General features: G+C 71.3%; 18 protein-coding genes and 2 pseudogenes. 7 read left to right on the forward strand and 13 right to left on the reverse strand.

Translation table 11 applies throughout. The features are described 5' to 3' along the window. Positions 1–520: 520 nt before the first annotated feature. Both ABD832_RS15345 and ABD832_RS15350 read right to left on the reverse strand, forming a co-directional pair. Positions 521–1,181: pseudogene (locus tag ABD832_RS15345) on the reverse strand (response regulator). After that, positions 1,169–2,440 (reverse strand): sensor histidine kinase, encoded by a 1,272-nt coding sequence (locus tag ABD832_RS15350; protein WP_344894795.1) that lies wholly within the window; start codon positions 2,438–2,440, stop codon positions 1,169–1,171. Before ABD832_RS15350 ends, ABD832_RS15345 begins: the two are co-directional and overlap by 13 nt. A 217-nt stretch (positions 2,441–2,657) precedes the next feature. Here ABD832_RS15350 and ABD832_RS15355 point away from each other — a divergent pair, with 217 nt between their 5' ends. Further along, on the forward strand, positions 2,658–2,924 hold the full coding sequence (locus tag ABD832_RS15355) for a hypothetical protein (RefSeq protein WP_344894798.1): 267 nt from the start codon (positions 2,658–2,660) through the stop codon (positions 2,922–2,924). Positions 2,925–3,119: 195 nt separating this feature from the next. Here ABD832_RS15355 and ABD832_RS15360 read toward each other — a convergent pair whose 3' ends face one another. After that, positions 3,120–5,306, reverse strand: a complete 2,187-nt coding sequence (locus ABD832_RS15360; protein WP_344894801.1) for an N-6 DNA methylase — start codon at positions 5,304–5,306, stop codon at positions 3,120–3,122. A gap of 149 nt (positions 5,307–5,455) precedes the next feature. After that, positions 5,456–8,590, reverse strand: coding sequence for a HelD family protein (locus tag ABD832_RS15365; protein ID WP_344894804.1), 3,135 nt, complete (start codon positions 8,588–8,590; stop codon positions 5,456–5,458). Positions 8,591–8,989: 399 nt separating this feature from the next. Here ABD832_RS15365 and ABD832_RS15370 point away from each other — a divergent pair, with 399 nt between their 5' ends. Further along, positions 8,990–9,808: a neutral zinc metallopeptidase gene (locus ABD832_RS15370; protein ID WP_344894806.1), complete on the forward strand. Its 819-nt coding sequence runs from the start codon at positions 8,990–8,992 to the stop codon at positions 9,806–9,808. An 86-nt stretch (positions 9,809–9,894) separates the two neighbouring features. On the opposite strand, the gene ABD832_RS15375 is transcribed toward ABD832_RS15370, so the two are convergent. Then, complete coding sequence (locus ABD832_RS15375) at positions 9,895–10,041, reverse strand: alpha/beta fold hydrolase (protein ID WP_344894808.1); 147 nt, start codon at positions 10,039–10,041, stop codon at positions 9,895–9,897. Positions 10,042–10,132: 91 nt separating this feature from the next. Here ABD832_RS15375 and ABD832_RS15380 point away from each other — a divergent pair, with 91 nt between their 5' ends. Together ABD832_RS15380 and ABD832_RS15385 are read left to right on the forward strand one after the other, a co-directional pair. After that, positions 10,133–10,486, forward strand: coding sequence for a hypothetical protein (locus ABD832_RS15380; protein WP_344894811.1), 354 nt, complete (start codon positions 10,133–10,135; stop codon positions 10,484–10,486). Between the two features lie 175 nt (positions 10,487–10,661). After that, complete coding sequence (locus ABD832_RS15385) at positions 10,662–11,675, forward strand: hypothetical protein (RefSeq protein ID WP_344894813.1); 1,014 nt, start codon at positions 10,662–10,664, stop codon at positions 11,673–11,675. Positions 11,676–11,717: 42 nt separating this feature from the next. Here ABD832_RS15385 and ABD832_RS15390 read toward each other — a convergent pair whose 3' ends face one another. After that, positions 11,718–12,371: a hypothetical protein gene (locus ABD832_RS15390; RefSeq protein WP_344894816.1), complete on the reverse strand. Its 654-nt coding sequence runs from the start codon at positions 12,369–12,371 to the stop codon at positions 11,718–11,720. Between the two features lie 208 nt (positions 12,372–12,579). Then, complete coding sequence (locus ABD832_RS15395; protein ID WP_344894819.1) at positions 12,580–13,125, reverse strand: dihydrofolate reductase family protein; 546 nt, start codon at positions 13,123–13,125, stop codon at positions 12,580–12,582. Positions 13,126–13,261: 136 nt separating this feature from the next. Here ABD832_RS15395 and ABD832_RS15400 point away from each other — a divergent pair, with 136 nt between their 5' ends. Beyond that, positions 13,262–13,909, forward strand: coding sequence for a TetR/AcrR family transcriptional regulator (locus ABD832_RS15400; RefSeq protein WP_344894822.1), 648 nt, complete (start codon positions 13,262–13,264; stop codon positions 13,907–13,909). A 118-nt stretch (positions 13,910–14,027) separates the two neighbouring features. Then, positions 14,028–14,822: an alpha/beta fold hydrolase gene (locus ABD832_RS15405; RefSeq protein ID WP_344894824.1), complete on the forward strand. Its 795-nt coding sequence runs from the start codon at positions 14,028–14,030 to the stop codon at positions 14,820–14,822. A gap of 48 nt (positions 14,823–14,870) precedes the next feature. On the opposite strand, the gene ABD832_RS15410 is transcribed toward ABD832_RS15405, so the two are convergent. The 5 genes and pseudogenes from ABD832_RS15410 to ABD832_RS15430 form a co-directional block, all read right to left on the reverse strand. Next, positions 14,871–15,770: a hypothetical protein gene (locus ABD832_RS15410; protein ID WP_344894827.1), complete on the reverse strand. Its 900-nt coding sequence runs from the start codon at positions 15,768–15,770 to the stop codon at positions 14,871–14,873. 348 nt (positions 15,771–16,118) lie between these two features. Further along, positions 16,119–16,691: a hypothetical protein gene (locus ABD832_RS15415; protein WP_344894830.1), complete on the reverse strand. Its 573-nt coding sequence runs from the start codon at positions 16,689–16,691 to the stop codon at positions 16,119–16,121. Positions 16,692–17,024: 333 nt separating this feature from the next. After that, entirely contained in the window at positions 17,025–17,513 is a 489-nt protein-coding gene (locus tag ABD832_RS15420) for a VOC family protein (protein ID WP_344894833.1), read from the reverse strand. Positions 17,514–18,545: 1,032 nt separating this feature from the next. Further along, positions 18,546–19,805: pseudogene (locus ABD832_RS42145) on the reverse strand (RNA polymerase sigma factor); the annotation flags it as partial. 172 nt (positions 19,806–19,977) lie between these two features. Further along, positions 19,978–20,313, reverse strand: coding sequence for a YciI family protein (locus ABD832_RS15430; protein WP_344894839.1), 336 nt, complete (start codon positions 20,311–20,313; stop codon positions 19,978–19,980). A gap of 315 nt (positions 20,314–20,628) precedes the next feature. Between ABD832_RS15430 and ABD832_RS15435 the strand changes: the two genes are divergently transcribed. Further along, a complete protein-coding gene (locus ABD832_RS15435) occupies positions 20,629–21,324 on the forward strand; it encodes a DUF998 domain-containing protein (RefSeq protein WP_344894841.1) in 696 nt (231 codons plus the stop codon). Positions 21,325–21,348: 24 nt separating this feature from the next. Here ABD832_RS15435 and ABD832_RS15440 read toward each other — a convergent pair whose 3' ends face one another. Continuing rightward, positions 21,349–22,269 (reverse strand): endonuclease/exonuclease/phosphatase family protein, encoded by a 921-nt coding sequence (locus ABD832_RS15440; RefSeq protein WP_344894844.1) that lies wholly within the window; start codon positions 22,267–22,269, stop codon positions 21,349–21,351. Positions 22,270–22,357: the final 88 nt, after the last annotated feature.

Genomic DNA, 22,357 nt, shown 5'->3' on the forward strand with positions numbered 1-22,357 from the left:
CGGTGATGCCTGGGGAGAGCGAGGGGGGCGGGCGGTCGTCTGTTCGCGCCCTGGTCACCTGGTTCGGATCGGTCCGATGGCGATGTCGCCGTCGATCAGGGCCCGGGGGAGACCTGTCGCGGCCGAATCGCGATTGATTCACTCTTAATTTCGTCCGCCGTATATCGTGGCGTGCGCTTCATGGGAGCGAGCTAACCATTGACGACAGGAGGGGCGCAAGGCCTCCGGCCCAGGTCGAGTGGCAGATTCCGGCCATGATTACCGCTGCGCCGACATTGGGAGAGAGGGGTTTGGGGGTTATGGGTTTCCGGCCGGTCTCGATCGGGTTCGGGAATTCGATCCCGCCCCTTGATCGGGGATCTTTCCGGAGGGTGTTTCCCGCCGTACGCAATGGTATTCAGTGAACTGCTGCAAAAGCGATCTCTCGGTCTTCTGTGACGAGTCTCGCTAAAGGGGCATTTCAGGGCCGTCGTGCTCCGGTGGGCGCTCCCGGGGCCCGGTGAGGGGCCGGCCCGGCCGGTCAGGCCCGCCGGTGGACGTCCTGCAGGTAGTGCAGGACGGCGGTGACGCGCCGGTCCGCCCGGTCGGTGGGCGGCAGGTCGAGCTTGGCGAAGATGCTGCGGATGTGCTTGTGCACGGCGCCGTCGGTGACGAAGAGCCGTTCGGCGATCGCCGCGTTGCCCAGCCCTTCGGCCATCAGGGCCAGAACGTCACGCTCACGGGGGCTGAGACGTTCCAGCCGCGTGTCGGGACGGGAACGCGTCAGGAGCTGCGCGACCACGTCCGGATCGATGGCCGTCCCCCCCGTCCGCCACCCGGTGCAGCGCGGTCAGGAACTCCTCGACCCGCCCCACCCTCTCCTTGAGGAGGTACCCCAGGCCGGAGCCGCCCTGGGCGAGCAGTTCGGTGGCGAACGCCTGCTCGACGTACGCCGACAGCACGAGCACGGCCAGGTCCGGCCGGCGGCGCCTGGCCTCGACCGCCGCGACGATCCCCTCGTCGGTGTGGGTCGGCGGCATCCGCACGTCGACGATGGCCACGTCCGGCTCGTGGACGTCCACGGCCTCCAGGAAACCGACGGCGTCGGCGGCGGTGGCCACGACGTCGAGCGCCTCGGCGCGCAGCAGCAGAGCGAGCCCCTCGCGCAGGAGCGGGTCGTCCTCGGCGATCACGATCCGCACGGCAGGCTCACGGTGAGGGTGGTGGGTCCCCCGGGAGGGCTGGTCAGCATGAACGTCCCATCGTGTGCTTCGGTACGGCGGCGGATGCCGACGAGCCCCGACCCGGTGCGCTCGTCCGCCCCGCCGTCGCCGTCGTCGGTGATCTGGAGGTGGAGCCGGTCCTCGTCGCGGCGGACGCTGACGGTGGCGTGCCGGGCCCGGCTGTGCCTGGCGATGTTGGTCAGCGCCTCGGCCGCCACGAAGTAGGCCGTGGCCTCGACGGACGCGGCACATCGTACGGGAATGTCGGCGTCGATCCTGCACGGGACCGGGCAGGCCGCGGCCAGGCCGGTGAGGGCGTCGGCGAGGCTCCGGTCGGTCAGCACGGGCGGCAGGATGCCGCGGATCACCCCGCGCAGCTCGGCGAGCGCCTGTTCGGCGGCGTCCTGCGCGCGCTCCAGGATCTCCCCGGCGCTCGCCGGGTCGCGCGCCAGCGCGCGGCGGGCCGCGCCCAGCAGGACGCTGACGGCGACGATGCGGTTCTGCGTCCCGTCGTGCAGCGACCGCTCGATGCGCCGCAGCTCGGCGGCGTGCGCGTCGAGCGCGGCGGCCCGGGTCGCGGTCAGCTGCGCGACCCGCAGCAGGAGGTCACCGCCCGGTTCGGGCCCCAGGAGGCGCCGGCCGGGCCAGGCCTGCAGCCGCGCGATCCCCGGGGTGAGGATCATCGCGATGACGGCCCACCCCAGGCCCAGCAGGCCGACCCCGAGGGCGCCGGGCAGGTCCCGCACGATCCACAGGCCCATGGCCGAGGTGGCGGCCTCCTCCGGGGGCAGCAACCGCCACCACAGCGGGAAGGTCAGGTTGGTGACCGCGCTGAGGGGCAGCGTGAGGCCGACCAGCGTGAGGACCAGCCCGAGGGTGCCGTGCACGGCCACCCAGCCCACCTCCCGGCGTGTGGCCGGGTCGGTGAGGGCGGAACGCAGACCGGGCGGCACCGGCCCCGGTTCGATGATCTCCGGACCCCAGCGGGAGAGCCGCGCGCGTTCCCGGTTCGCGACGGAACGCAGCCCGCGCAGCGCGGCGGGCACCAGCGGCACGCCCACGCCGATCAGGCAGGCCAGCGCGGTGGCGGCCACCATGAGGAACGCGAGCAGCGCCAGGAGCGTGGTGCCGAGCCCGCCGGCGAGGTGCTCGAACGCGTCCAGGGTGAGACGGGCGCGGGCGACCACGTCCCATCGGCGAACCGGCCCGCGACCGGCCGCGGGATCGGGGATCGGCATCCGCACCTCCTTCGGCCCTCGCGGCCCTCGTCGGTCCTCCTCGGCCGTCCTCAGCCAGACGATAGGGCACCCGCCGCCCCGTCACGGGGTCACCGCCCGAGAAGTACAGCCTGCTGTACCCCGGTCGTCCCCCTGACGGGATCGTCGCCGGGGACGGTCGTCCGTAGCGTCGAGGTACGGCAGCCGACCTGCCGATTCCCCGAGCGAGGAGCGCATCATGACCGATCTCCGGCACACCCCCGAGACCTTCGAGACCTCCGGGACCTCCGGGACCTCCTGGACGCGACGTCCGGCACGCCCGGCCGGCACCCGGGGCGGCATGGTCCGTCCCGTGCTGTGGGTCCTGCTGGCGGTCAGCGTGGTCCTCAACGTGGTGTTCTCGTCCACCGGCACCGACGTCCTCGCCGGTGTCGGGTTCGGGCTGGCCGCCCTGGCGTGCGCCACGGCCCTGATCGTCCACCACTACCGGTATATGCGCCGGTGAGCGTTTCCTGCGCCCGGCTGTGGTGGAAGGCGACAAACGCCATCACGGGTGCGAGCGAAGCCGGTTTCTGCAATATCCACGGACATGGTGTGTGTCCGATGAGGATCTTTGCTGCGGGACGGCCGTACAGCATATCACGATCATGCTGTCGGAAGGTGGTCAGGGACTCGTTCCGTCGCCGTTTCAGGCGTCTGCTCACGGCCGGTCGCGGGGCATCCTCCCGGCGGCCAGGCCGTCGGTCAGCCCGTCGACCAGCTTCCCGCCGACCGTCCCGGCCTCTCGCAGCGACCGCTCGAAAACTGTGAGCTGCCGGAAGGCCTCGCCGTAGCGGTGCTGCTCCTGGAGGGGAAGCCGCAGCACCTGCAGCCTGCGGATGTCGATGCGGGAGGAGGTCGAGGCGTGGGTCCCCGCCTGCCTGGCGTTGGCCGGGGCCCGCAGGCAGCCGGACAGGAACCACGGGTCGAGCAGGGTGGGATCCACCCGGAGGGCGAACAGCTGCGGACCCAGCACCGTGGGGGCGTCGGTGTCGACCCAGGCACCGAAGGCCCGATAGGCCCCGACGACGACCACCTCCCCGGGAACGGTCACGGTGAGGGTGCCCGCCCCCTCTCCCGCAGAGACCTCGTCCACAGGGAGCCAGCCGGACGGCCTGCCTCCGGCCAGCACGTCGGTGACGGTCAGCACGGACACAGCGTCGTCGGGAGCGTCGCCGGTGCGCACCGTCCCGTCCGCCGGTTGCTGCCCGCCCCGCAACGTCACCGCGCCCGCCCGGAGCAGGTCGCCCACGGTCACCGTGCCCTGATCGGCTGGCTCCTCCTCGCTCGGCTCCAGCACGGACAGGGTCTTGGTCAGATCCCGCAGTTCGTCGAGCAGGGTGCCGAACCGCCCCCACGAACGCCGCAGACCCTGATTCGCGGAGGTCCCCCTTTTCGGAACGTGACGTGCGGGGGTGAGGTCCACCTCGTCGTCCAGCAGGTCGATCACCGGGAGCACGGCGTGGTCGGCCGCCCGCTCCCTGCCCTCGTCGTCCCTGTCGTCCTCGTCGCCCGACCCGATGGCCGATATCACGCGCCGGTGCAGGAGGGACCAGTCGATCGCCGCCCGGCCCGTCCTGTGCGTCACCGTCGGCGGCTCGGACTGGACGTCGGCCGCGTCGACCAGGAGAACCCCGGCTCCCGCATCCGTTCCGCCTCCGGCCGGTGCGCGCAAGACCCACAGGTGCAGCGCGACGCTGTGCGGGGGCGCGGATCCCGGTGGCAGGGCGACCACCGCGCGCAGTACGCCGCTACGGAGCAGCCCGGCCCGGATCCGGCGCCCCGCCCTGCGGGAGGCCACACCGGGCGGCATCAGCAGTACGGCGGTCCCGCCGGGCGCCAGGCGGCTCAGCGCGTGCTGTGTCCAGGCGAGCTCCGGTTCGGTACGGGGAGGCAGGCCGTACGTCCAGCGGACGTCGGTGGCGAGTTCCTCGTATCCCCAGTCGCGCTCGTTGAACGGCGGATTGCACAACACCACGTCGGCGCGGACGTCGGGATGGGGATCGGCGCGCAGCGTGTTCCCGGCCCGGACGTTCACCTCCCACGCGGTCTCGAACCCCGGCCGGTGCCGGGCGAGCAGAAGGCGCACGGCGGCCAGCGCGGCCTGGGTCGGGTCGGCGTCCTGGCCGAGCAGTTTCAGCGGTGAGCGCGAGGCGTGCGCTCGCGCGGTGCCCTTTCCCGCCTTCTTCGCGATGCTCTGCGCGGCCCCCTCCGTGATACTCGCCCACCTTTGGGTGGCGGCGAGCAGCAGGCCACCGGTGCCGCACGCCGGGTCGAGTACCGTGCCGACCTCACGGGACTCGCCCTCGTACGACAGTTCGGCGATCTCGGCCATCAGAGCCGCCAGCGGGGCCGGAGTGACGCCGATCTGCCGGACGTGCGTGTCGAGCCAGCGGCCGAGCAGGAAGTCGAAGGTGTCCCGCGCCCCGTGCTTCCTCGCCAGACCGACCGCGCGGTCCACCAGGGAGCGCTGGGCGTCGGACAGGCCGGCGTCGTCCGAAAGCCCCGCGGCCTCTTCGGCACTCGGCGGATTTGCCGGGCCTTCCGCGTCCGGCGGATGCCCCGCCTCCGTCAGAAGGAGGCGGGCACCGGTCACGGCGATCGCCGTTCCCATCGCGTCACGATCCCCGAGCGCCTCGAATTCCGGCCACAACCGTTCCCGGCTGCCGACCTCGTCGAGCTTCCCCTTCTGTCGCAGCCACTCCTCCACCTGTGACAGGGCGAAATGCGGGCTGGTGTCCGTGCCGCCGACGGGCGCGGGAAAACTGTCGTGGCGGCGGCGCCAGTTGCTGACGGCCGCACGCCCGACACCGGCGATCCTGGCTATCTCTGCCAGGGTGACGGACACGGTCGGGTCGGCAGGAGGCATTATGTCTCCGGTCAGGGGACAGGACGGTGGCGGCCTCACAGCGGGAAACCGCGGTCACGAGGTACGCCAGGTGGACAGGTGTCGAGGCTTCCCAAGGGAGGCTCTGGCAGCCTATCCGTTGACTCAGTTCACCCGGGAGCCGACCCGGCCGTGGAGGTCCGGCCGAGGGCGACGGTGAGGCCGTTCCCGGCCCAGCTCGTACCATCCCGCCAGATCGTCGTGATGTCGAACGCCGTGGCCAGCATCGCCGGAGCCCAGGCGTGCTCGGGGGCCTGGGGGAGCACCAGGAACAGGTGCTCCGCGCGTGCCCCGGTGACGTGCTCGACCTCCATGATGCGGAGTACGGCCTCGCGCATGCGCCCGTAGGCGTGCCCGCCCTCTCCCAGCACCTCGTACAGGACCGAACCTTCCGGTCCCTCGCAGGTGATGTCGGCGAAAGGGGACTGCGAGGGGGCGAGCCGGGCTCCGTGCAGCTCGGCGATGAGCATGTGTCGCAACTGCTCGTGGACGTGGCACCGCCTGTCGGCGCGAACGCGTTCCTCCAGGGAGGAGACGAAGTCCTGGAAGCCGTCGTCCTGGGCCGACGTTCCGGCGTCCACGTTCGTGATCTCCTGTGACGACGGGCCGAGCGTGCCGGACGTGCCGATGATGGAGAGAGGCTCCTCCGGCATCGTGAGGGTCGGGGTGACCGGCCGGTCCGTCACAGTGAGCGTCGACGTGGGGTCTTCTCCCGAGACCTCGGCGACCGTGACCTCCGAAACCGTGACCTCGGAGACCGCGATGTCGGGGATCACGATGTTCGAGACCGCGACCTCCGGCATCGTCCCGGTCGTGCCGTCCGGGGTGCTCCGCACCTCGACGGCCGGGCCGCCCAGTACGGCCGGGAGCGGTGCCGCGTGCACCACGCTGAGCGACTGGGTACACCGGGTGATCGCCACGTACAGCCGGCGCGGCCCGGCGGGCCCCTGGGCGGCGATGGCCGCCGGTTCGACCACCACGACATGGTCGAACTCCAGGCCCCTGGCCAGGGTCGCGGGCAGCACGCTCACCGGCGGGACGTCGTTCGCCGGAACGGCTCCCTGTACCTCCGTGATCCTCCGCTCCAGCTCCTCCAGCAGCGCGGTGTCGTCGGGGACGATCACCGCGACCGACCGCGACCGCTCCAGGCCGGCGGTGGCGAGGTCGAGGGCCCGCGCGACGGCCTCGTCCACCAGCCGGTCCTGTTCCACCCGCGTGATCCTCAGCGAGGTCTCGTCGATCCCGCGCACCGACCGGGGAACGGCGGTCGACAGGGACACCGACCTGGCCAGAGGTTCCGCGAACCGCATGACCTCGTCGGGCACCCGGTACCCCTTGGTGAGCTCGGCCAGGTGCCAGCCGTCGTGCCCGCTCAGGATCCCGGCGAGCCGCTCCCACACGTCGTACTGCCGGGCGCCCGTGGTCTGGGCGAGGTCGCCGAGCACGGTCATGGAGCCACCGGGGCAGCGGCGCGCGATGGAACGCGCCTGCATGGGCGTGAGGTCCTGAGCCTCGTCCACCACGATGTGGCGGTAGCGGCGAGGCTCGTCGCCCGACAGCAGGTGGCGCAGCTCCTCGAGGCAGACCAGGTCGTCGAGCGTCCAGGGCTCCTCGGAGGCGCGGGCGACGCGAGGCCGCGTGACGGCCTCCCGCTCCTCGGCGGTCAGCAGGCCCGAGGCGGCCGTCCGGAGCACCTCCGCGTCGTTCAGCGTCCTGCGCAGGATGGTCTCGGCGTTCAGCGCGGGCCAGATGGCGTTGATCAGGGAGGCCACCCGGCCGTGCTTCTCGATGCCGGACCGCAGGGCGGCGTCCGATCGCTGACCGGGCGAGGCCTTGGCGTACCTGGTCAGCAGGCGGTCGACGAACATGTCGACGAACTTGCGGCGCCGGACCAGATAGGGGCCGCTGGAGTCGCGCGCGCCGACGGCGAGCGCCTCGATCTCCGCGGCGGGAAGCGTCAGCGCGGTGCCCCTGTACGGAGTGCTGAAGACGTCGTCACTGATGTGGGAGGCCAGCGCCTCGGGACGGATGCCGCTCTCGACGACGCGGTGCAGGACCTCGGCCATCCGCTCGTCCGACTTGACCAGATGCGCCTGCGGCGTGTCCTCACCGCGGACCTCGCCGTCCCAGAGCCGCGACACCTCCACGGTCGCCACCCCACGGCTGCCCAGCCTCGGCAGGACCTGGCCGACGTAGCGCAGGAATCCCCGGTGCGGTCCGATGACGAGGACGTCGTCGGGGGTGAGACCCCGGTTCGTCGGGTCCAGCAGCCAGACGACGCGGTGCAGGCCGACCGCGGTCTTGCCGGTTCCCGGACCGCCCTGGACGACCAGCACCCCGGGCCGCCCGTCGGAGACCAGTTCCAGCTGGTCGCGCTGGATGGTCTCCACGATGTCGCGCATGATCCCGTCGCGTCCCCGGTCGAGGTCGGCGAGGAGGAAGGCATCGGCGTCCTCGCCGGGCGGCTCGACGGCTTGCGGTGCCTGGGAGGACGGAAGGACGGAGTCGCCGGGAAGCGGTTCCTGCGTCCTGCGGTTCGCGACTCGGGGCCGGATGTCGTCGAGGTAGTCGGTCACCGTGCGCCCGTGCATGCGCAGCCTGCGGCGAAGCCGGATCTCGCCGGGACGGGAGGCGCGCGCCTTCATCCACCGGACCGCCTGCTCGGAGGTCCAGCTGATCACTACCAGGTCGCCCTCGGTGTCGCGGACCGAACGGCGCCCGATACGCCACGTCTCCCGCCCGTCGGGGTCGTCGGCGACGTCGACGCGCAGGAACACGAGCGGCTGCCCGTCGAGGTCGTCGGACGCCCCGAACTCCGGGGGGAGGTCCGGGACGAAGGGGAGGCCGCTGTCGGGATCCTCCAGGGTGCGCGCGCTCCGCACCCGCCCTGTGTCCAGCCGCCGCCACTCCAGGCAGTCGTACGCGTGGTCGACGGCGCGCTGTTCCTCGGCGATCGTCGCGGTCCGGTCGTTCGCGACGGCGACGGCGAGCTCACCCCCGGCCGCCAGGGCGGCGTGCCCGACGGTGGCCGCCAGGGCCGCGGGGTTACCGCCGATCGGCGCGGTGACGCGGTCGGCCCGGTTGCCGCCGGCCGCTCCCGTACCGCGATCGGCCCGGCCGCCGCCACCCGTTCCGGCGGCGCGCTCGGCGCGGTCGGCACGGTCACCGTGGTCGCCCCTCGTCGAGGTGGCGCGGTCGGTGAGGTCGGTGAGGTCGGCCAGGTCAGCCAGGTCGGCACTGCCCATGTTTCCTCCGAGATCGGTGCCCACCGGCACCTCCGGCCGGGGGTTCTTCGGTGGGACGCGCGGGTCACATCGGATCGGAGCGAAAAGACTGCGCTCGGTAACCCGATCGGCTGCGTGCCGCGTCACACTCATGAAACGTAGACTATTTCTTTACAAATGTGAACTAAGCGCACACTATTTTTTGCGTGGGTGCGAAACTCGGACGGGGTGACGTGGTTCGCGTCCCTGACGGTTGTCGACGTGACCTTCACGGGCAGGTGGTCGCGTACCGGCTTCCGGCGCCGTCGGTGCGGGCTCGTCATGGCGTGCCGGGACCGGCCGTAGAGAGATCGTCGCGCAGCGGTATCGATACCGGTGTCAGCGCTTGGCGTTCATGCTCCTTCTGTACTGTTCTGCTCCATGCGTACCCCCCATATCACCCTGTCGCTCGGGGTGCTGGTCGGCCTGCTGCTCACCGGCACCGCCCACGCCGGCGCCACCACCGGCGCCACCACCGGTGCTGTCATCGGTGCGCCGGTCCCCACGGGCACCAAGGCGCTGACCCACAATCCGCTGTATCGCAGTGGCAAGCTGACGCTGCCCTGCGACCGGCACCCCAAGGGCGCCGGCAGTGTCGCCGCCGCGAAGAAGCACCTGACGGCGATATCGGGCTGTTTGAACGCCTCGTGGTCCAAGCAACTGAAGAAGATCGGCGTGATGTTCAGGAAGCCGGGCATCCAGTTCATGACCAAGCCCGGCACCGCGTGTGGATCGGAATGGGGCAGGTATCACACCGGCCGCTACTGCACCGATGAGCGGCAGTTGGTCATCATGATCGGCGACTATGCCGTCAAAGCGCCGGCCGATCCGGTGATGTTGCACCTGATCGCGCACGAGTACGCCCACCACGTGCAGAACCTCACCGGCATATGGGGCGCTTACGAGGTCATGCCGGCCGACACCGAGTCGCAGGCGCTGGCCCAGAGCCGCCGCCTGGAGCTACAGGCCGACTGCCTGGGAGCGGTGTTCATGTCCAGCGTCTGGTCCTCGCAGAACTACCGGAGCGAGGACTGGAAGGAGGTCGTGGACCACTATCGGCTCAGCGGTGACGAGAAGGTCAACACCAAACGCAGCCATGGAACGGGCAGGAACCGGGCCGCCTGGCTGCAGCGTGGTTTCGCCGCGGCCTCCCCGTCCGCCTGCAACACCTGGAGCGCACCGGCCTCCCGCGTCGCCTGACGGCTCCGTCACGCCTTCCGGTGGTACCGGCTTCATCGCCGTCGGCCTGGCGCGTGAGGCCGACGGCGATGAGTGCCCGCACCGTCTCACGGCCGGCCTGGGAGGAAGTCCCGCAGATGGGCGGTGAGGACGGCGGGCTGGTCCTCGGGAACGAGGGTGTAGCTGTCGGCGATCTCGACGAGCCTGGCCTGCGGGAGCAGCTCGGTCAGGCGGTGGGCGTGGGAGAGGGGCATCACGCGGTCCTCGGCGGCCCAGGCGACGAGGACGGGGCGGTCGAAAGTGCGGAGCGCCTCGGACCAGGCGAGCAGCTCGGCCTTCGGCGGGGTGCTGGAGGAACTCGTCCACCAGCCGGGCCACACCGAGGATCGACAGGTCGGCGTCCGGGCGCATCGGACGCCGGTGCCCGCCGAGCGGGAGGACGGGGACGACGCAGCGGTAGTCGTCCCGGAGCCCGGCGACGACGTGACGCCACAGCGAACCGTCCATCGCGACGCCGTGCAGCAGGACGACCACCGGGCCGTCGCCGCCGGTGTCCTGGTAGTCGATGGTTCCCGCCGAGAGTTCCACCTCGGGCATGACATCCCCCTCGCGCTCGTGACGACGGCGCTCGCCGCCGTTGCGGCCCCCTGCGGTTCGGCGAGGCCGGACCGCCCTCTTCTTGGACTTTTTGGCCCATGACGGTCGAAAAACCCTCTCATGTGGGGTGGGTGGTGAGGTGAACGGCGCCGTCCGGCAGGAAGCGGCATCGATGAGCGGTCCACGGTTGAGGGGATTCTCAGCGTCTCTCAGCGAGGTCACAGGCCTGCTGTAGGAGGCTTCACCGGATCATCGTGTCGCGGGTCGAGGGGGCCGGATGAGAGCCGAGATGGTGAGCGGAGGGCGCGGACTGCCGTGCGTGGCGGCGATCTGGTGTTCGGTCTACGGTGCGGCCCACGTGTGGTGGCTGGCGAACCCGGGGGCGCCCTGGGCTCCTCCCGAGGAGGTGTTCTCGCCCGGCCGGTGGGTGGCGGTGACGCTCGCCTTCACGGCCGCCGCGGTGTGCTCGGTGATCGCCACCGGGATCGGGCACCACCGGGCGGCACCCGTGCGGTGGACACTGGTGGTATTGGCGTGGGTGGCCGGGGCCGGGCTGATCGCCTATTCGTACATGCTCGCCATCAGCCTCGCCACCATGCTGTTCGGCCAGGCCGACCACTGGGGGAGCCTGCTGACCCGCGCTGCCGGGATGACGGCGGGAGCGCTGACGCTGGCGTGTGCCGTCGCCGAGCAGCGCAGGGTCCGGCGGGCCTGCCCCCACTGCGCCCGGGTCCACGGCCGTTCGCCGGAGCGGCGTACCGATCCCGCACCGCGGTGGGCCTGTCTGGCCGCCTACGCCGCCATCGCCGGCTGCGCGGCCCGTGTGAGCGTGCTGGTGATCGAGTTCATCACGGAGGGCAAGCCGCTGCCGTTCGCGCTCGGCTTCTCCTTCGGGGTCTTCATCGTCCTGCTGATCCTGGCCGGCACCCTTCTGCCGCTGGCGTTGGTCCACCGGTTCGGCAGGATCTGGCCACGCTGGGTGGCGCCGCTGGCAGGACGCGACGTGCCGCGATGGCTCGTGCTCGGACCCGCCCTGTTCGTCGGCGCGAGCATGGCCGGCTACTTTGGCGTGGCCGGGATGACGGCATGGTTCCTCGGCAAGGGCAACCTGGCCCAAGCCCCGGTCTGGAAGGTGTCCCTGGAGATGTTCGGCTACACCGTGTGGGGCCTGGGACTGCTCGCCGCTGCCGTGTCCTACCACGCTCTGACCAGGCCGGACTGTCCTTCTCCCGGGCCGGCCGTCCCTTCTCCCAAGGTCACCGTCCCGCGGGCCCCGCGAACGTCGTCCTGATCGAACCGGCGATCGACCACCGGCTGAAGCGGGACGTTGTTTTCATCCGGCCGGTGCGGGCGGGATCCCCTGGGTCGTGACGGCCTGGTTCAGGATCACGTTCTCCACGCTGGGCTGGATGTTGTCCTGGTCGAGGCCGATCCGGCCGTCGTTGTTGCGGGAGTCCAGGGTCACTCTCGCGGGCTGTGCGGTGAGCTGGTAGCTGACCCAGTCGCTGCCCTCCCCGCCCAGGTAGAAGACCTGGCTCGTGGTCGGGGCCGTACCCCCATAGTAGGCGTCGGAGCCGGGGCCGCCGTCGACGTAGCTCGACATGGGGATGTCGATCACGATGGAGTCGCTGCCGTCGCCGAGCAGCGCGACGATCGCTCCGACGCCGTTCGAGGTGCAGCTCACCGTGGTGGCGTTCACCTCGTCGCAGCCGTCTCCCGGGGTGATGGGCACCGCGTCCTGCACCATGATCTTGGTGCCGCTCCTGGAGAAGCGGACGCGGTTGGCCTCTCCCGCTCCGGCGATGTGGCTGATGGTGTTCTGGTTGACCCGTACCTCGGCGCCGGTGGCGGCGTGGCCGGTGGAGGGGGTGGTGACGATCGCGGAGGTCGCGAGACCGGCCAGCAGGGAGAGGTGGAGTGCTCTGCGCGTCGTCCTGTTCCCTCGCGTCGCGTGCGGTCCCTTGCCGGGATCGATGTCGGTGGGCATGGCGGATCCTTCTCATCTCGAACGAACGCCGCTTTCGGCGCCGCGTTCGAAGATAGGGAGAGGAGACATCGGGTTCCCGGTACAAGCCGTCAGAGCACGTGTGCCCTTTCACCTGGACGTGCTCGGTGAAGCGCGCCTGGGTCTTCCGGGCACGCGGGAGTCGCGAGGGGTGCTGGAGCCGGGTCTCGCGGGTGCCGGATCCGGCCGGTCAGCGGATCGGCCGGTAGGTGGCGATCACCGTGCCGGTGCTGGTCGACTCCGAGGAGAGCAGTTCGAACGGGGTCGTCGGAGTGTCCTCGGGGAACAGGCGCTTCAGGCCGCGGCCCGCGACGACCGGGCTGGTCACCAGGGTGAGCTCGTCCAGCAGCCCCTCCGCGATCAGCGACCGGACCAGCGACACGCTGCCGGCGACACCGATCGTCCCACCCTCCTGGCGGCGCAGGCCGGTGATGAAGTCGGTCAGCGAGCCCTTGACCAGGGTGCTGTTCCCCCAGTGGTCGACGGAGTCCAGGGTGGAGGAGAAGACGTACTTCCGCGTGCCGTTGATCCAGCTCGCGAAGGGCTCGTCGGTCGACGTCGGCCAGTACCGAGCCCAGTCGGTGAACGTCACCCGGCCCATCAGCACGGTGTCCTGACCGTCAAGCATGCGGTTCAGCGCCGCGCCCATCTCCGCGTCGAAGGCGGGCTGCCACTTGTCGGGCGCCTCGACGACACCGTCGATCGAGCTGAACAGCCCCGCGTACACCTTGCGCATGTGGTGGTCCCTTGTCTCGGCCGGATGAGGCCACGGAACGGTACTGTTCCGTACTGTCACCCGGGCAGGGCGTAACCGTACACCTGTTCGAACGGTACTGTACAGTACTGCTCGCAGGAAATCGTCAGGAGAACCCGTGGATCCTCGGCCGAGTGCCACCGCGCAGACCGACCGGTTCGAACGCAGGCGGAAGGCGATCATCCAGGCGGCCACCGAGGTGTTCCTGCAGCACGGCTATCTGGGCGCGACCACGGACGAGGTGGCCGCCCGCGCGTCGGTGTCCAAGCAGACCCTCTACAAGCACTTCGCCGACAAGCGGCAGTTGTTCGCCGAGACCATCATGGACACGACGACCGACGTGGCCGACGGGCTGTCCGGCATCGCCGCCACGCTGCGGGACACCCCGCCGCAGGACGTGCGCCGGGCCCTTCGCAACCTCGCGGACGGTTTCCTCGGCAACCTGCTGCGGCCGGAGGTCCTGAGGCTGCGCCGACTCGTGATCGCCGAGTCCGAACGCTTTCCCGAGGTCGGGAAGGCCTGGTTCGACCGTGGTTTCGACCGCTCCCTGGTGGTCCTGGGCGAGGCGATGCGCCACCTCGCCGACCGCGGCCTGCTGCGCGGCGTCGACGACCCGACGCTGGCCGCCTACCAGTTCGCGGGGCTCGTCATGTACCAGCCGATGAACCGGGCCATGTTCGCCGGGACGGACGCGGTCCCGCCCGCCGAGACGCTCGACCGCATCGCGGACGCGGCCGTGGACACGTTCCTCGCCGCCTACGGGTGACGGTCACGACGCCCCCCGGGGGTCGTCACCGTCCGGCGGGAAAAGCCGTGGCGACCGACGCGTCCGGCTGCTACGAAGAGCGGCGTACGACAAGGGCGGGCGGAAGGCGACGGACGACATGGGCGTGATCAGGAAGGTCGTGGCCGGCGATGTGCGGATCACGGCGGAGGACCACGGCGGGCACGGCCAGGACGTGCTCCTCCTGCACGGCGGCGGGCGGACGCGCGAGGACTGGGACGCCTTCGCGACGCTCCTCCTGGGTGCCGGATTCCGGCCGGTGGCCATGGACCTGCGCGGCCACGGCGAGTCGGGCGCGGCGCCGTGGTCGTGGCGGGACGTGGCGGCGGACGTGGCCGCGGTCGCGGAGGAGTTCGGGCTTCACCGGCCCGTGGTCGTCGGCCACTCCCTGGGAGGCATGGTCGCCGCGCTGTGGGCCGGGGACCATCCGGAGTGCCCGCTCGCGGTCAACCTCGACGGTCACGGCAATCCCACGCGACCCGGACAGTTCCCCGGCCTGGACGAGGTGGCCGCGGCGCGCGCGTGCCGGGAGATGACGGCCTTTCTGGAGGAGATGGGACAGGGGCTCCCGGAGTCGTTCCTCCAGGTCATGCGGGAGATCGACGCCCTCGACCGGTTCGCCGCCTATCGCGCGGCCCGCTGCCCGCTGCTCGTCGTCAGCGGTGACGCGCGGGCCTTCGCGGGGGTGTTCCCCGACCGTCTCGTGCCCGCCTGGAACGCGTACTGCGCGTGGGTGGAGCGCGAGCTGGAGGCGGCCGTGCGGGAGACGCCGCTGGTGCGGGCGGTGTCCCTGCCCACCGGGCACGACCCGCACCGGGAGGACCCGGAAGGGCTGGCGCGCCTCCTGGTCGGGCACCTCGCCCGGTACGGCGGGACGTCGTCTCCTCGGCGATGACGTGAGCCGGAGCGGTTCTTCCCGGGACGGTGCCGTGACCGGGTCCGGCTACCGGATGCGGGCCAGCCAGATCACGATCGATGTCAGCATCGCATCGAGGACGCCCGCCGGACGTGTCCTCATCCAGGACAACCCGGCCGGGCGTGACACCGGCCAGAGCCCGCGCCCGCGTGCCCTGTGCCTCGGCGCGCTTTTACGATGACGCCCACGGGGTGATGCGGCCACGCCGGATCTGCCGCGCGCGACCGGGACCCGCGTCCGAGCGATCCGCGTCCCTGGGAACCGCTCCTTCGTGACCCGCTTCCGCGTGGCCCGCTCTTTCGTGACCCGTGGCGGCTCGTTCACGGTCCAGGCCGGCTCGTCCATGGTCCAGGCCGGCTCGTCCGCGACCCCGGTCCGCCCGCTCGCGGCCCGAGTCTGCTCGCGGACCTCCAGCAGGGCGACGCGCAGGTCGTCGATCTCCCTTCTGGCGATGGTCAGCTCGGCGCGCAGGGCCCGCGCCTGTTCGGTGGCCTCCTGGTGGAACTGGCGCAGTTCACTGACGTACCGCTCGCGCAGCGCGACCGCCTGGTAGTCGAGCTGGTGGGCGCGGATCCTCGCGGCCACGGCCTCCTCGCGCGAGGTGGCCAGCTCCTGCTCCAGGACGCGGTGGGTGTCCCGCAACCTCTGGTTGGTCGTGGCCAGGCTCTCGGCGCGCCGCCGTTCCTTCTGCTGCAGGCTCAGGGCGTACGTCGCGAACGCGGTCTGGTCGGTGGCCTTCCGTTCGGCGGCCGCCAGACGGCCCTCCCGCTCGGAGGTCTCCTCGTCGGGACGGATCTGCTCCGGCGGCCCGTGGTACTCCCGGAACGGTCCGGTGCCGATGCAGGTGGCATGGCGCTCGCAGTGGGAGTGGCCGCACGCACGGCTCGACAGCCTCGTCGAGCCGCTGGTGTCGATCGTGTCCGTCACACCGTCAAACTACCCATTTTCACTTATAGTGAAATTGATGACACATAGAGTGATATCAAAAGTTGAAAGTATTTTGATCCTCTGCCGCCGTATCGCGCTGCCGTCCGTGTCGTCCGCTGGTCCACGGGGTCGTGAGAGCGGCGTCCGGCGTCGTTTGTCCCCCGGACGCCGCCGGACGCGTCCCGCGTCGCCCGGGTGAGCCGTCTCGTCGCGGACGGCCTGGTGAGGAACAGGCTGCAGGCGTCCGGGGAGGCGCCGAGAGGATCTCGCCACGATGCGACACCGGTTCGCCGTGCAGGGCCACGGACATGGTGTGGTCGGGTCCGATGCTCACGGCGCCCTCTTCCGTTACCGCCTGCAGTAGATGTTGCGGCTCGGTGTGTAGAGCTTGCCCGGGTCGTCGGCCAGGCCGACCAGGTCCACGTCGACGACGCTACGCCATCCCGTCAGGCCGCTGTTGACGCAGGCCGCGCGCCCGGTCGCCCGGTTGCCCGCGCCACCGCCGGATCGCACCGTCTGGCTGCCCGCGGCTCCGGCGTTCCGCCAGACACCGTCGGAGTAGTACTGCTGGAGCTGCACGGTGACGACCGCCAGGGTCGCGCTGCAGTCGCCGTTCACCCACCAGCCGTGCCCGGAGGCCTCGAAGGCGGTCGAGGAGACGTGCACGTAGTCCCCGTAGGTCTGGAAGACGCAGTACGCGGACGCCGACCGGGCGTCCCGGGAGGAGGAGGGGCCCCTGCTCTCCAGGCGCGCCTCGCCTCTCGCGGCGGACCGTTCGGAACCGGGGGCCGGGGCGGGGGTGGGAGGGGGCGCGGGGGAGGACCGCGCCGGGGCCGCGAGCGCCACGGGCGGCGAGACCCCGAGGAACACCGCGCCTGCGATTCCGGCCGTGATGGAGATCGTACGAAGTGATCGACGCATGATCGTACCTCCGAGCTGGGTGGAGCGTGGGCAGAGGTCGTTCTGCGAACCTTGTCCGGTGGCCGAGAAAGGGCGCGGTTCCGATCTCACATGAATGGCGCCGGACATTGGTAAACGTGTCATTTCCGCCCTGCCGTGTCAATGGAAAGACCGTTATCGGCAATGTTCCGTCGGCCGGTTGACATGCGGTTATTCGCTGGAACGGGGCGTTTGTGAGTTATCGTGCTTTTTCCTTTAATGCACCATCAGGGAGGGGTGATGCTTTGGGGAAAATTCATCATAAATCTAGGAATGGGTGCTTCGTGTTCGGATGTCGCAGCGTACGGAATGCCGTCACCGCGAGCCGTGTCCCGGCGCCCCGGCGAACCCTCTCCGGTCACGGCGCCGGGTGACGAAGACGCAGAACGGATGACCGGCCACGTCGGCGTACACGCGCAGGGGCTCCTCGGGATCGTCGATGCGGTCCAGCAGCAGCCGGCCACCGAGGCGCAGGACGCGTTCGTGCTGGACCCGCAGGTCCTCGACCGATTCCACGGTCAGATCGAGGTGCAGCTGCTGTGGCACCCCGCCCTCCGGCCACGTCACCTCCGGCAGGTGGTCGACCTGCTGGACGGCCATCTGCGGGGCGCCGTCCGGGGTCCTCAGCACGAGCCAGTCGCGGCCACGCTCGTCCGCGTGCCCCTCCTCCGGCGGCTCGTCACCGGGCCGGTAGACCAGGCCCAGCAGAGATCGGTAGAACTCCGCCAGAGACCTGGCGTCGGTGGAGTCGAGCACCACCTGGCACAGCCTGGGCACGCTCTCCCCGTCGGCCACGTCGACCACCGCTCCCCGTGCTCGTTCCCCTGTCTCACCGACCTGGCCCCTGCGCGCCACGCCGGTGGTTAAACGCGGGGCTCCGCAGGACGATCACCGGAAACCGGTGCCCCGGGGACGGCGTGATCGCCCGTGCCCTCGTCCGTGATCGTGACCGGTGGCGGATCCTCACCGAGGACGTTCCGCCCGCGCGTTCTCCCGTCCGGACCGGAGCTGGTTGAGGGTGTGGCCGGTGGCCTGCTTGAACAGGTACTCGGCCCGCTCGTAGGAGAGCCTGCGGCGGCCGGTCTCCGGGCACAGGTCACCCGGGGCGGGGGGACGGCCGGGCCCCGGCCTGCGGTCGGACAGGAACAGCGGCCCCCTGCTGCGGCCCGCGACGAGGTGGGGAAGGAGCCCGGCGGTGCCCGAGCGCCAGCTGACCCAGCCGGAGGCCGTCCTGGCGCGCATCCCGGGCAGGTCGAGGTCCTCGACGTCGATGGAGAGCGCCGCACCGGGACCGGCCGCGCTCTCGTGGAGGAGCAGCCACAGGGTCCGCTCGCGCAGGGCGATGTCCTGCCGCTCCCACAGCGCCTCGACGAGGGACCGGTCGAGGGGACGGGTACGCCCCCGGGGCTCGTACCGGCGGGTGAGACCGGCGGCGAGATCGTGCTCCGGGGAGTGCTCCGCGTCGTGGCCGGAACCGTGATCCAGGGCGTGGCCAGGGCCGTGACCCGGGCCGTGGTCCGGATCGAGGGGCCTCAGGCCCCGGGCGACGGTCCAGGTGGAGAAGGAGCGGACGGCGCCGCGGTGCCGGTTCCAGGTCGCCGCGGCGGCACCGCCCCACGCGGCGGTGAACACCTCGGCGACCCGCCCGGCGCTCACCTCGGCCAGCGGGGTGTCGTCGCCGAGATCGCGGCGGAGCCGGTTCATCGTCTGCGTGTAGGACCGGACGGTCGAGGCGTCCAGATCGTCACGGGCGAGGAACGCCTCCGCGGCCTCGGCCAGGGTGACGGGCCCCGACGGCCCTCCCGCCTTCCGGGGGATCGCCTTCCGCACGGCCTCGTCGGCGCAGGCCGCGGCCCGTTCCAGGAGGATCGTGCGTTCGGGCACGTTCAGGGTGAGGGCCGCGGCGCGCTCGAACTCCCGCCGGGCCTCCTCGTGGCGGCCGAGCCGGAACAGCAGGTCACCGCGCACGCTGGGCAGGTGGTGGTAGGTCCTGAGCGCCGGTTCGCCGGACAGCGTGTCGACGAGCTCCAGCCCTCGTTCGGGGCCGTACGCCATGGCCAGCGCGACCGCGCGGTTGAGCTGCACGACCGGGGTGGGCAGCACCCGGGTGAGCGCCTCGTAGAGGGCGGCGATCCGCGACCAGTCGGTCTCCTCCGCCGTACGGGCCTGGGCGTGGCACACGGCGATCGCGGCCTGCAGCACGTACGGGCCGAGCGGGCCGCCGCACTGCCGGGCGCGCAACAGGGCCGCGACGCCACGGTGGATGAGAAGCCGGTCCCAGCGCCCGCGGTTCTGCTCGTGCAGTGCGACGGGCCGGCCCGACGGATCCGTCCGGGCGGCCGATCGTGACGCCTGAAGCTCCATCAACGCGACCAGGCCGTGCACCTCGGCCTCCCCGGGTGCGAGCCCGGCCAGCAGGCGTCCCAGGCGCAGCGCCTCGTGGCAGAGGTCGTGGCGCATCAAGTCGTCACCGGCGCCGGCCGCGTACCCCTCGTTGAAGATCAGGTAGACGACCTCCAGGACCGACGACAGGCGGCCCGCGCGGTCGGCACCCTCGGGAACCTCGAAGGGGACGCCGAGGGAGGTGAGGGTCCGCTTGGCCCGGACGACGCGCTGCGCCACGGCCGACTCGGAGACCAGGAACGCGCGGGCGATCTCCTCGGTGCTCAGGCCGCCGAGGAGCCGCAGCGTCAGCGCCACCCGCGCCTCGGCCGACAGCGCCGGGTGGCAGGAGACGAACATCAGCCGCAGGACGTCGTCGCCCACCTCGTCGTCGAGAGCCGCGTCGGCCTCGGCCTCGGAGGTGTCCTGCCGGGTGGTGAGCTCGTGGGCGAGCTGCTCGTGCCTGCGGTCGAGCCGCTCGCCGCGCCTCAGGTGGTCGACGGCGCGGCGCTTGGCGACGGCCATCAGCCAGGCACCTGGATTGTCCGGTACGCCGGTCCGGGGCCACTGTTCGAGGGCGGCGAGGAGCGCGTCCTGCGCGAACTCCTCGGCCAGCCCCACGTCGCCCACCATCCGGACGAGCCCGGCGACGATTCTCGCCGACTCCATCTTCCAGACCGCGTCGACCGCGCGGTGGGCGTCCCCGGATGTCACCGCTCGATGAGAGCACCCGTCCGACCGGGTGCGCAAGCGCCCGGCCCGGATGTCCGGCCGGATCACCTGCGGGAACGGCCGCCCGGCCGTCCTGCCGGATGTGCGGGCACGGGGGCGGGCCGGGCGGCGAGGGACCCCCCGGTGATCGCCCGACTCGGCCCGGGGTGCCCGGTCAGTTCTCGGGGCCGAAGACCTGCTGGATGGCGCCCTCACCGTCACCGATGATCTTCCAGAAGCGGCGGGAGAGCTCGATGGCCTCCTCCTTCGATCGCGCCTCGATGAGCGCGAAGCTGACGATCGCCTCCTTGGCCTCGGTGAACGGCCCGTCGGTGACGGTGACCTTGCCCCCCGAGGAGGTCAGGCGCGTACCGGCCGGGTCCAGGCCGCCGGTCGCCAGCAGCACCCCCGCCCGGGTCATCTCCTCGATGAAGGCGCCCATCTCGGCCATCGTCGCCTCGTCCGGAGGAGCCATCTCGCCCTTGGTGGTCATCAGGAATCGCATCTTCATATCTCCCTCTGGTGTTCGCAGGACCGATCCTCGCCGGTCCTCGGCCACGCGTCGACCGGGGCACCCCCATATCGACACGAACGTCCCGACCAGGGCGGCAGCTTGATGTGACAGGGAATGCGATGTGACAGGAAATGCGTAAGAAAACATGTATTCGCAGGTCATGGCTTTGACAGGCGACGGTGTCGAGTTCGGCCCGGCTCGTTCGACGCGTCAGCGAGGCCGGGAGAGACCGGCGACCACGAGCACGGCACCGGTCGAGGCCGGTGGACGAAGGAGAGCGACGGGATCCCGTCGCAGCAGAGAGGAACGACCATGACCGTCACCCAGCCCCCCACCTCCCACGACTCCGTTCCCCACGGCTCCACCGCCCGCCCCGAGGGCTCGGTGACGCGGGCCCTGCTCGCCGGAGGCGTCGTCGCCGCGCCCCTGTTCGCGATCGTGTCGCTGACGCAGGCCTTCACCCGGGAGGGCTTCGACCTGACGCGTCACCCGCTCAGCATGCTCGCCACCGGTGACCTCGGCTGGCTCCAGATCGCCACCTTCCTGGTCAGCGGAGCCCTGACGATCGCCGGAGCGCTCGGGCTGCGCCGTGCGATGCGGGGTACTCCCGGCGGCACCTGGGCACCCCGGCTGATCCTGGTCAACGGCGTCGGGACGATCGCCGCCGGGGTCTTCGTCATGGATCCGGGCGACGGCTTCCCCGCGGGCACCCCGCTGGGCCAGACCGGCACGCTGAGCTGGCACGCCCTCATGCACATGGTCGCGGGATCCATCGCCTTCACCGCGCTGATCGCCGCCTGCTTCGTCCTGGGCCGCCACTTCTCCCGCGCCGGACGACCCGGCTTCGCCACGGCCTCACGGCTCAGCGGCCTGATCTTCGCTCTCGGTGACGGCTGGGCCATGTCGGGCGGGCGGGCCGGATCGCTGACCCTGGCCGTCGGCGCGATCACCGCCATGACCTGGGTCGCCGTGACGGCGGCGGACAAGCGCGCCGCACTCCGACGGTGACCGTGTTCCGGAGCCCCGTCCACGTCAGCCGAGATTCAGGCTGACGTAGACGGGTTTGTGGTCGGACGAGCCGGCCTCCTGGGCCACGTGGCACCGCACCACGCTTCCCCTGGGGGCGAAGAGGTAGTCGAGCTTCCGTTTCACGACGCCACCGTTCTCGCGGACGTGCTTCTCGGTCCAGCGGCCGTCGCGGCCGCCCCTCTGGTCGCACTCGGCGTAGGCCGCGTAGACGGGTGCCAGGATGCGTCTCTTCACGGCGGTGCCCTGCCGGCTGTCCGGTGGGGGCAGGTTGAGGTCCCCGCCGAAGACGGCGCGGTGGCCGGGCTTGACCACCGCCGCCAGCAACTCCCCGACCTGCTTCCTCCGGAAGGGGGCACCCGGCCGGCTGTCGTCGTAGGACAGGCCGGAGCTGAGGTGGGTGCCGCAGACGTTGACCCTCCTGGCCGGGATCGCGGCGCAGAGCGCCATGCGCCTGGCGTACCACGGGGGAGAGGTCAGCACGTGGGCCTGGAAGGTGGCGGTGTCGTCGGCGACCGCGACGGCGACGGCGACGGCGATGCCGCCCCGCGAGAGCCCCTGCCGGTCGGGCGCGCACGCCTTGGGCGAGCCGTCCTTCAGCGTGAGGACCGAGGACCGCACGGTCCAGGCGCGCCGGGTCGCCTGCTCCAGTACGCCCTCCAGCACGGCCGTCCCGCCCGAGCAGAACTCCTGCAGGAGGATGACGTCCGGCCTGATCGCCTGGCCGGTCGCGTACCGGCCGATCTCCACGGCCACCTCCCGCATGTCCCTGCCGTAGAAGCGGCAGGCGGGGTTGGTGCCCGCGCAGACGTTCCAGCTCATCACCGAGAGGGGCGGGGAGGACGTCCGGGCCTCGGCCTGTCCCGCGTGGAGAGGGACGATCGCGACCACCAGGGCAGACGCCGCCATCAGCTTCCTTGTGGTCATGACCGGTATTGAAGCATGCCTGAACGACCATGTGAGGCGGAGGTTCTGCTATCAAATCAGAAGACGAGTTGGTTCGGTCAGGATCGAG

The sequence above is a fragment of the Streptosporangium longisporum genome (assembly GCF_039534895.1).
Classification (GTDB): Bacteria; Actinomycetota; Actinomycetes; order Streptosporangiales; family Streptosporangiaceae; genus Streptosporangium; species Streptosporangium longisporum.

Coding starts and splice junctions, on each gene's coding strand:
- ABD832_RS15350 (WP_344894795.1), bottom strand. CDS start 2,440: ATGCCGATCCCCGATCCCGCGGCCGGTCGCGGGCCGGTTCGCCGATGG.
- ABD832_RS15355 (WP_344894798.1), top strand. CDS start 2,658: ATGACCGATCTCCGGCACACCCCCGAGACCTTCGAGACCTCCGGGACC.
- ABD832_RS15365 (WP_344894804.1), bottom strand. CDS start 8,590: ATGGGCAGTGCCGACCTGGCTGACCTGGCCGACCTCACCGACCTCACC.
- ABD832_RS15370 (WP_344894806.1), top strand. CDS start 8,990: ATGCGTACCCCCCATATCACCCTGTCGCTCGGGGTGCTGGTCGGCCTG.
- ABD832_RS15375 (WP_344894808.1), bottom strand. CDS start 10,041: ATGCCCCTCTCCCACGCCCACCGCCTGACCGAGCTGCTCCCGCAGGCC.
- ABD832_RS15385 (WP_344894813.1), top strand. CDS start 10,662: ATGAGAGCCGAGATGGTGAGCGGAGGGCGCGGACTGCCGTGCGTGGCG.
- ABD832_RS15390 (WP_344894816.1), bottom strand. CDS start 12,371: ATGCCCACCGACATCGATCCCGGCAAGGGACCGCACGCGACGCGAGGG.
- ABD832_RS15395 (WP_344894819.1), bottom strand. CDS start 13,125: ATGCGCAAGGTGTACGCGGGGCTGTTCAGCTCGATCGACGGTGTCGTC.
- ABD832_RS15405 (WP_344894824.1), top strand. CDS start 14,028: ATGGGCGTGATCAGGAAGGTCGTGGCCGGCGATGTGCGGATCACGGCG.
- ABD832_RS15415 (WP_344894830.1), bottom strand. CDS start 16,691: ATGCGTCGATCACTTCGTACGATCTCCATCACGGCCGGAATCGCAGGC.
- ABD832_RS15430 (WP_344894839.1), bottom strand. CDS start 20,313: ATGAAGATGCGATTCCTGATGACCACCAAGGGCGAGATGGCTCCTCCG.
- ABD832_RS15435 (WP_344894841.1), top strand. CDS start 20,629: ATGACCGTCACCCAGCCCCCCACCTCCCACGACTCCGTTCCCCACGGC.
- ABD832_RS15440 (WP_344894844.1), bottom strand. CDS start 22,269: ATGACCACAAGGAAGCTGATGGCGGCGTCTGCCCTGGTGGTCGCGATC.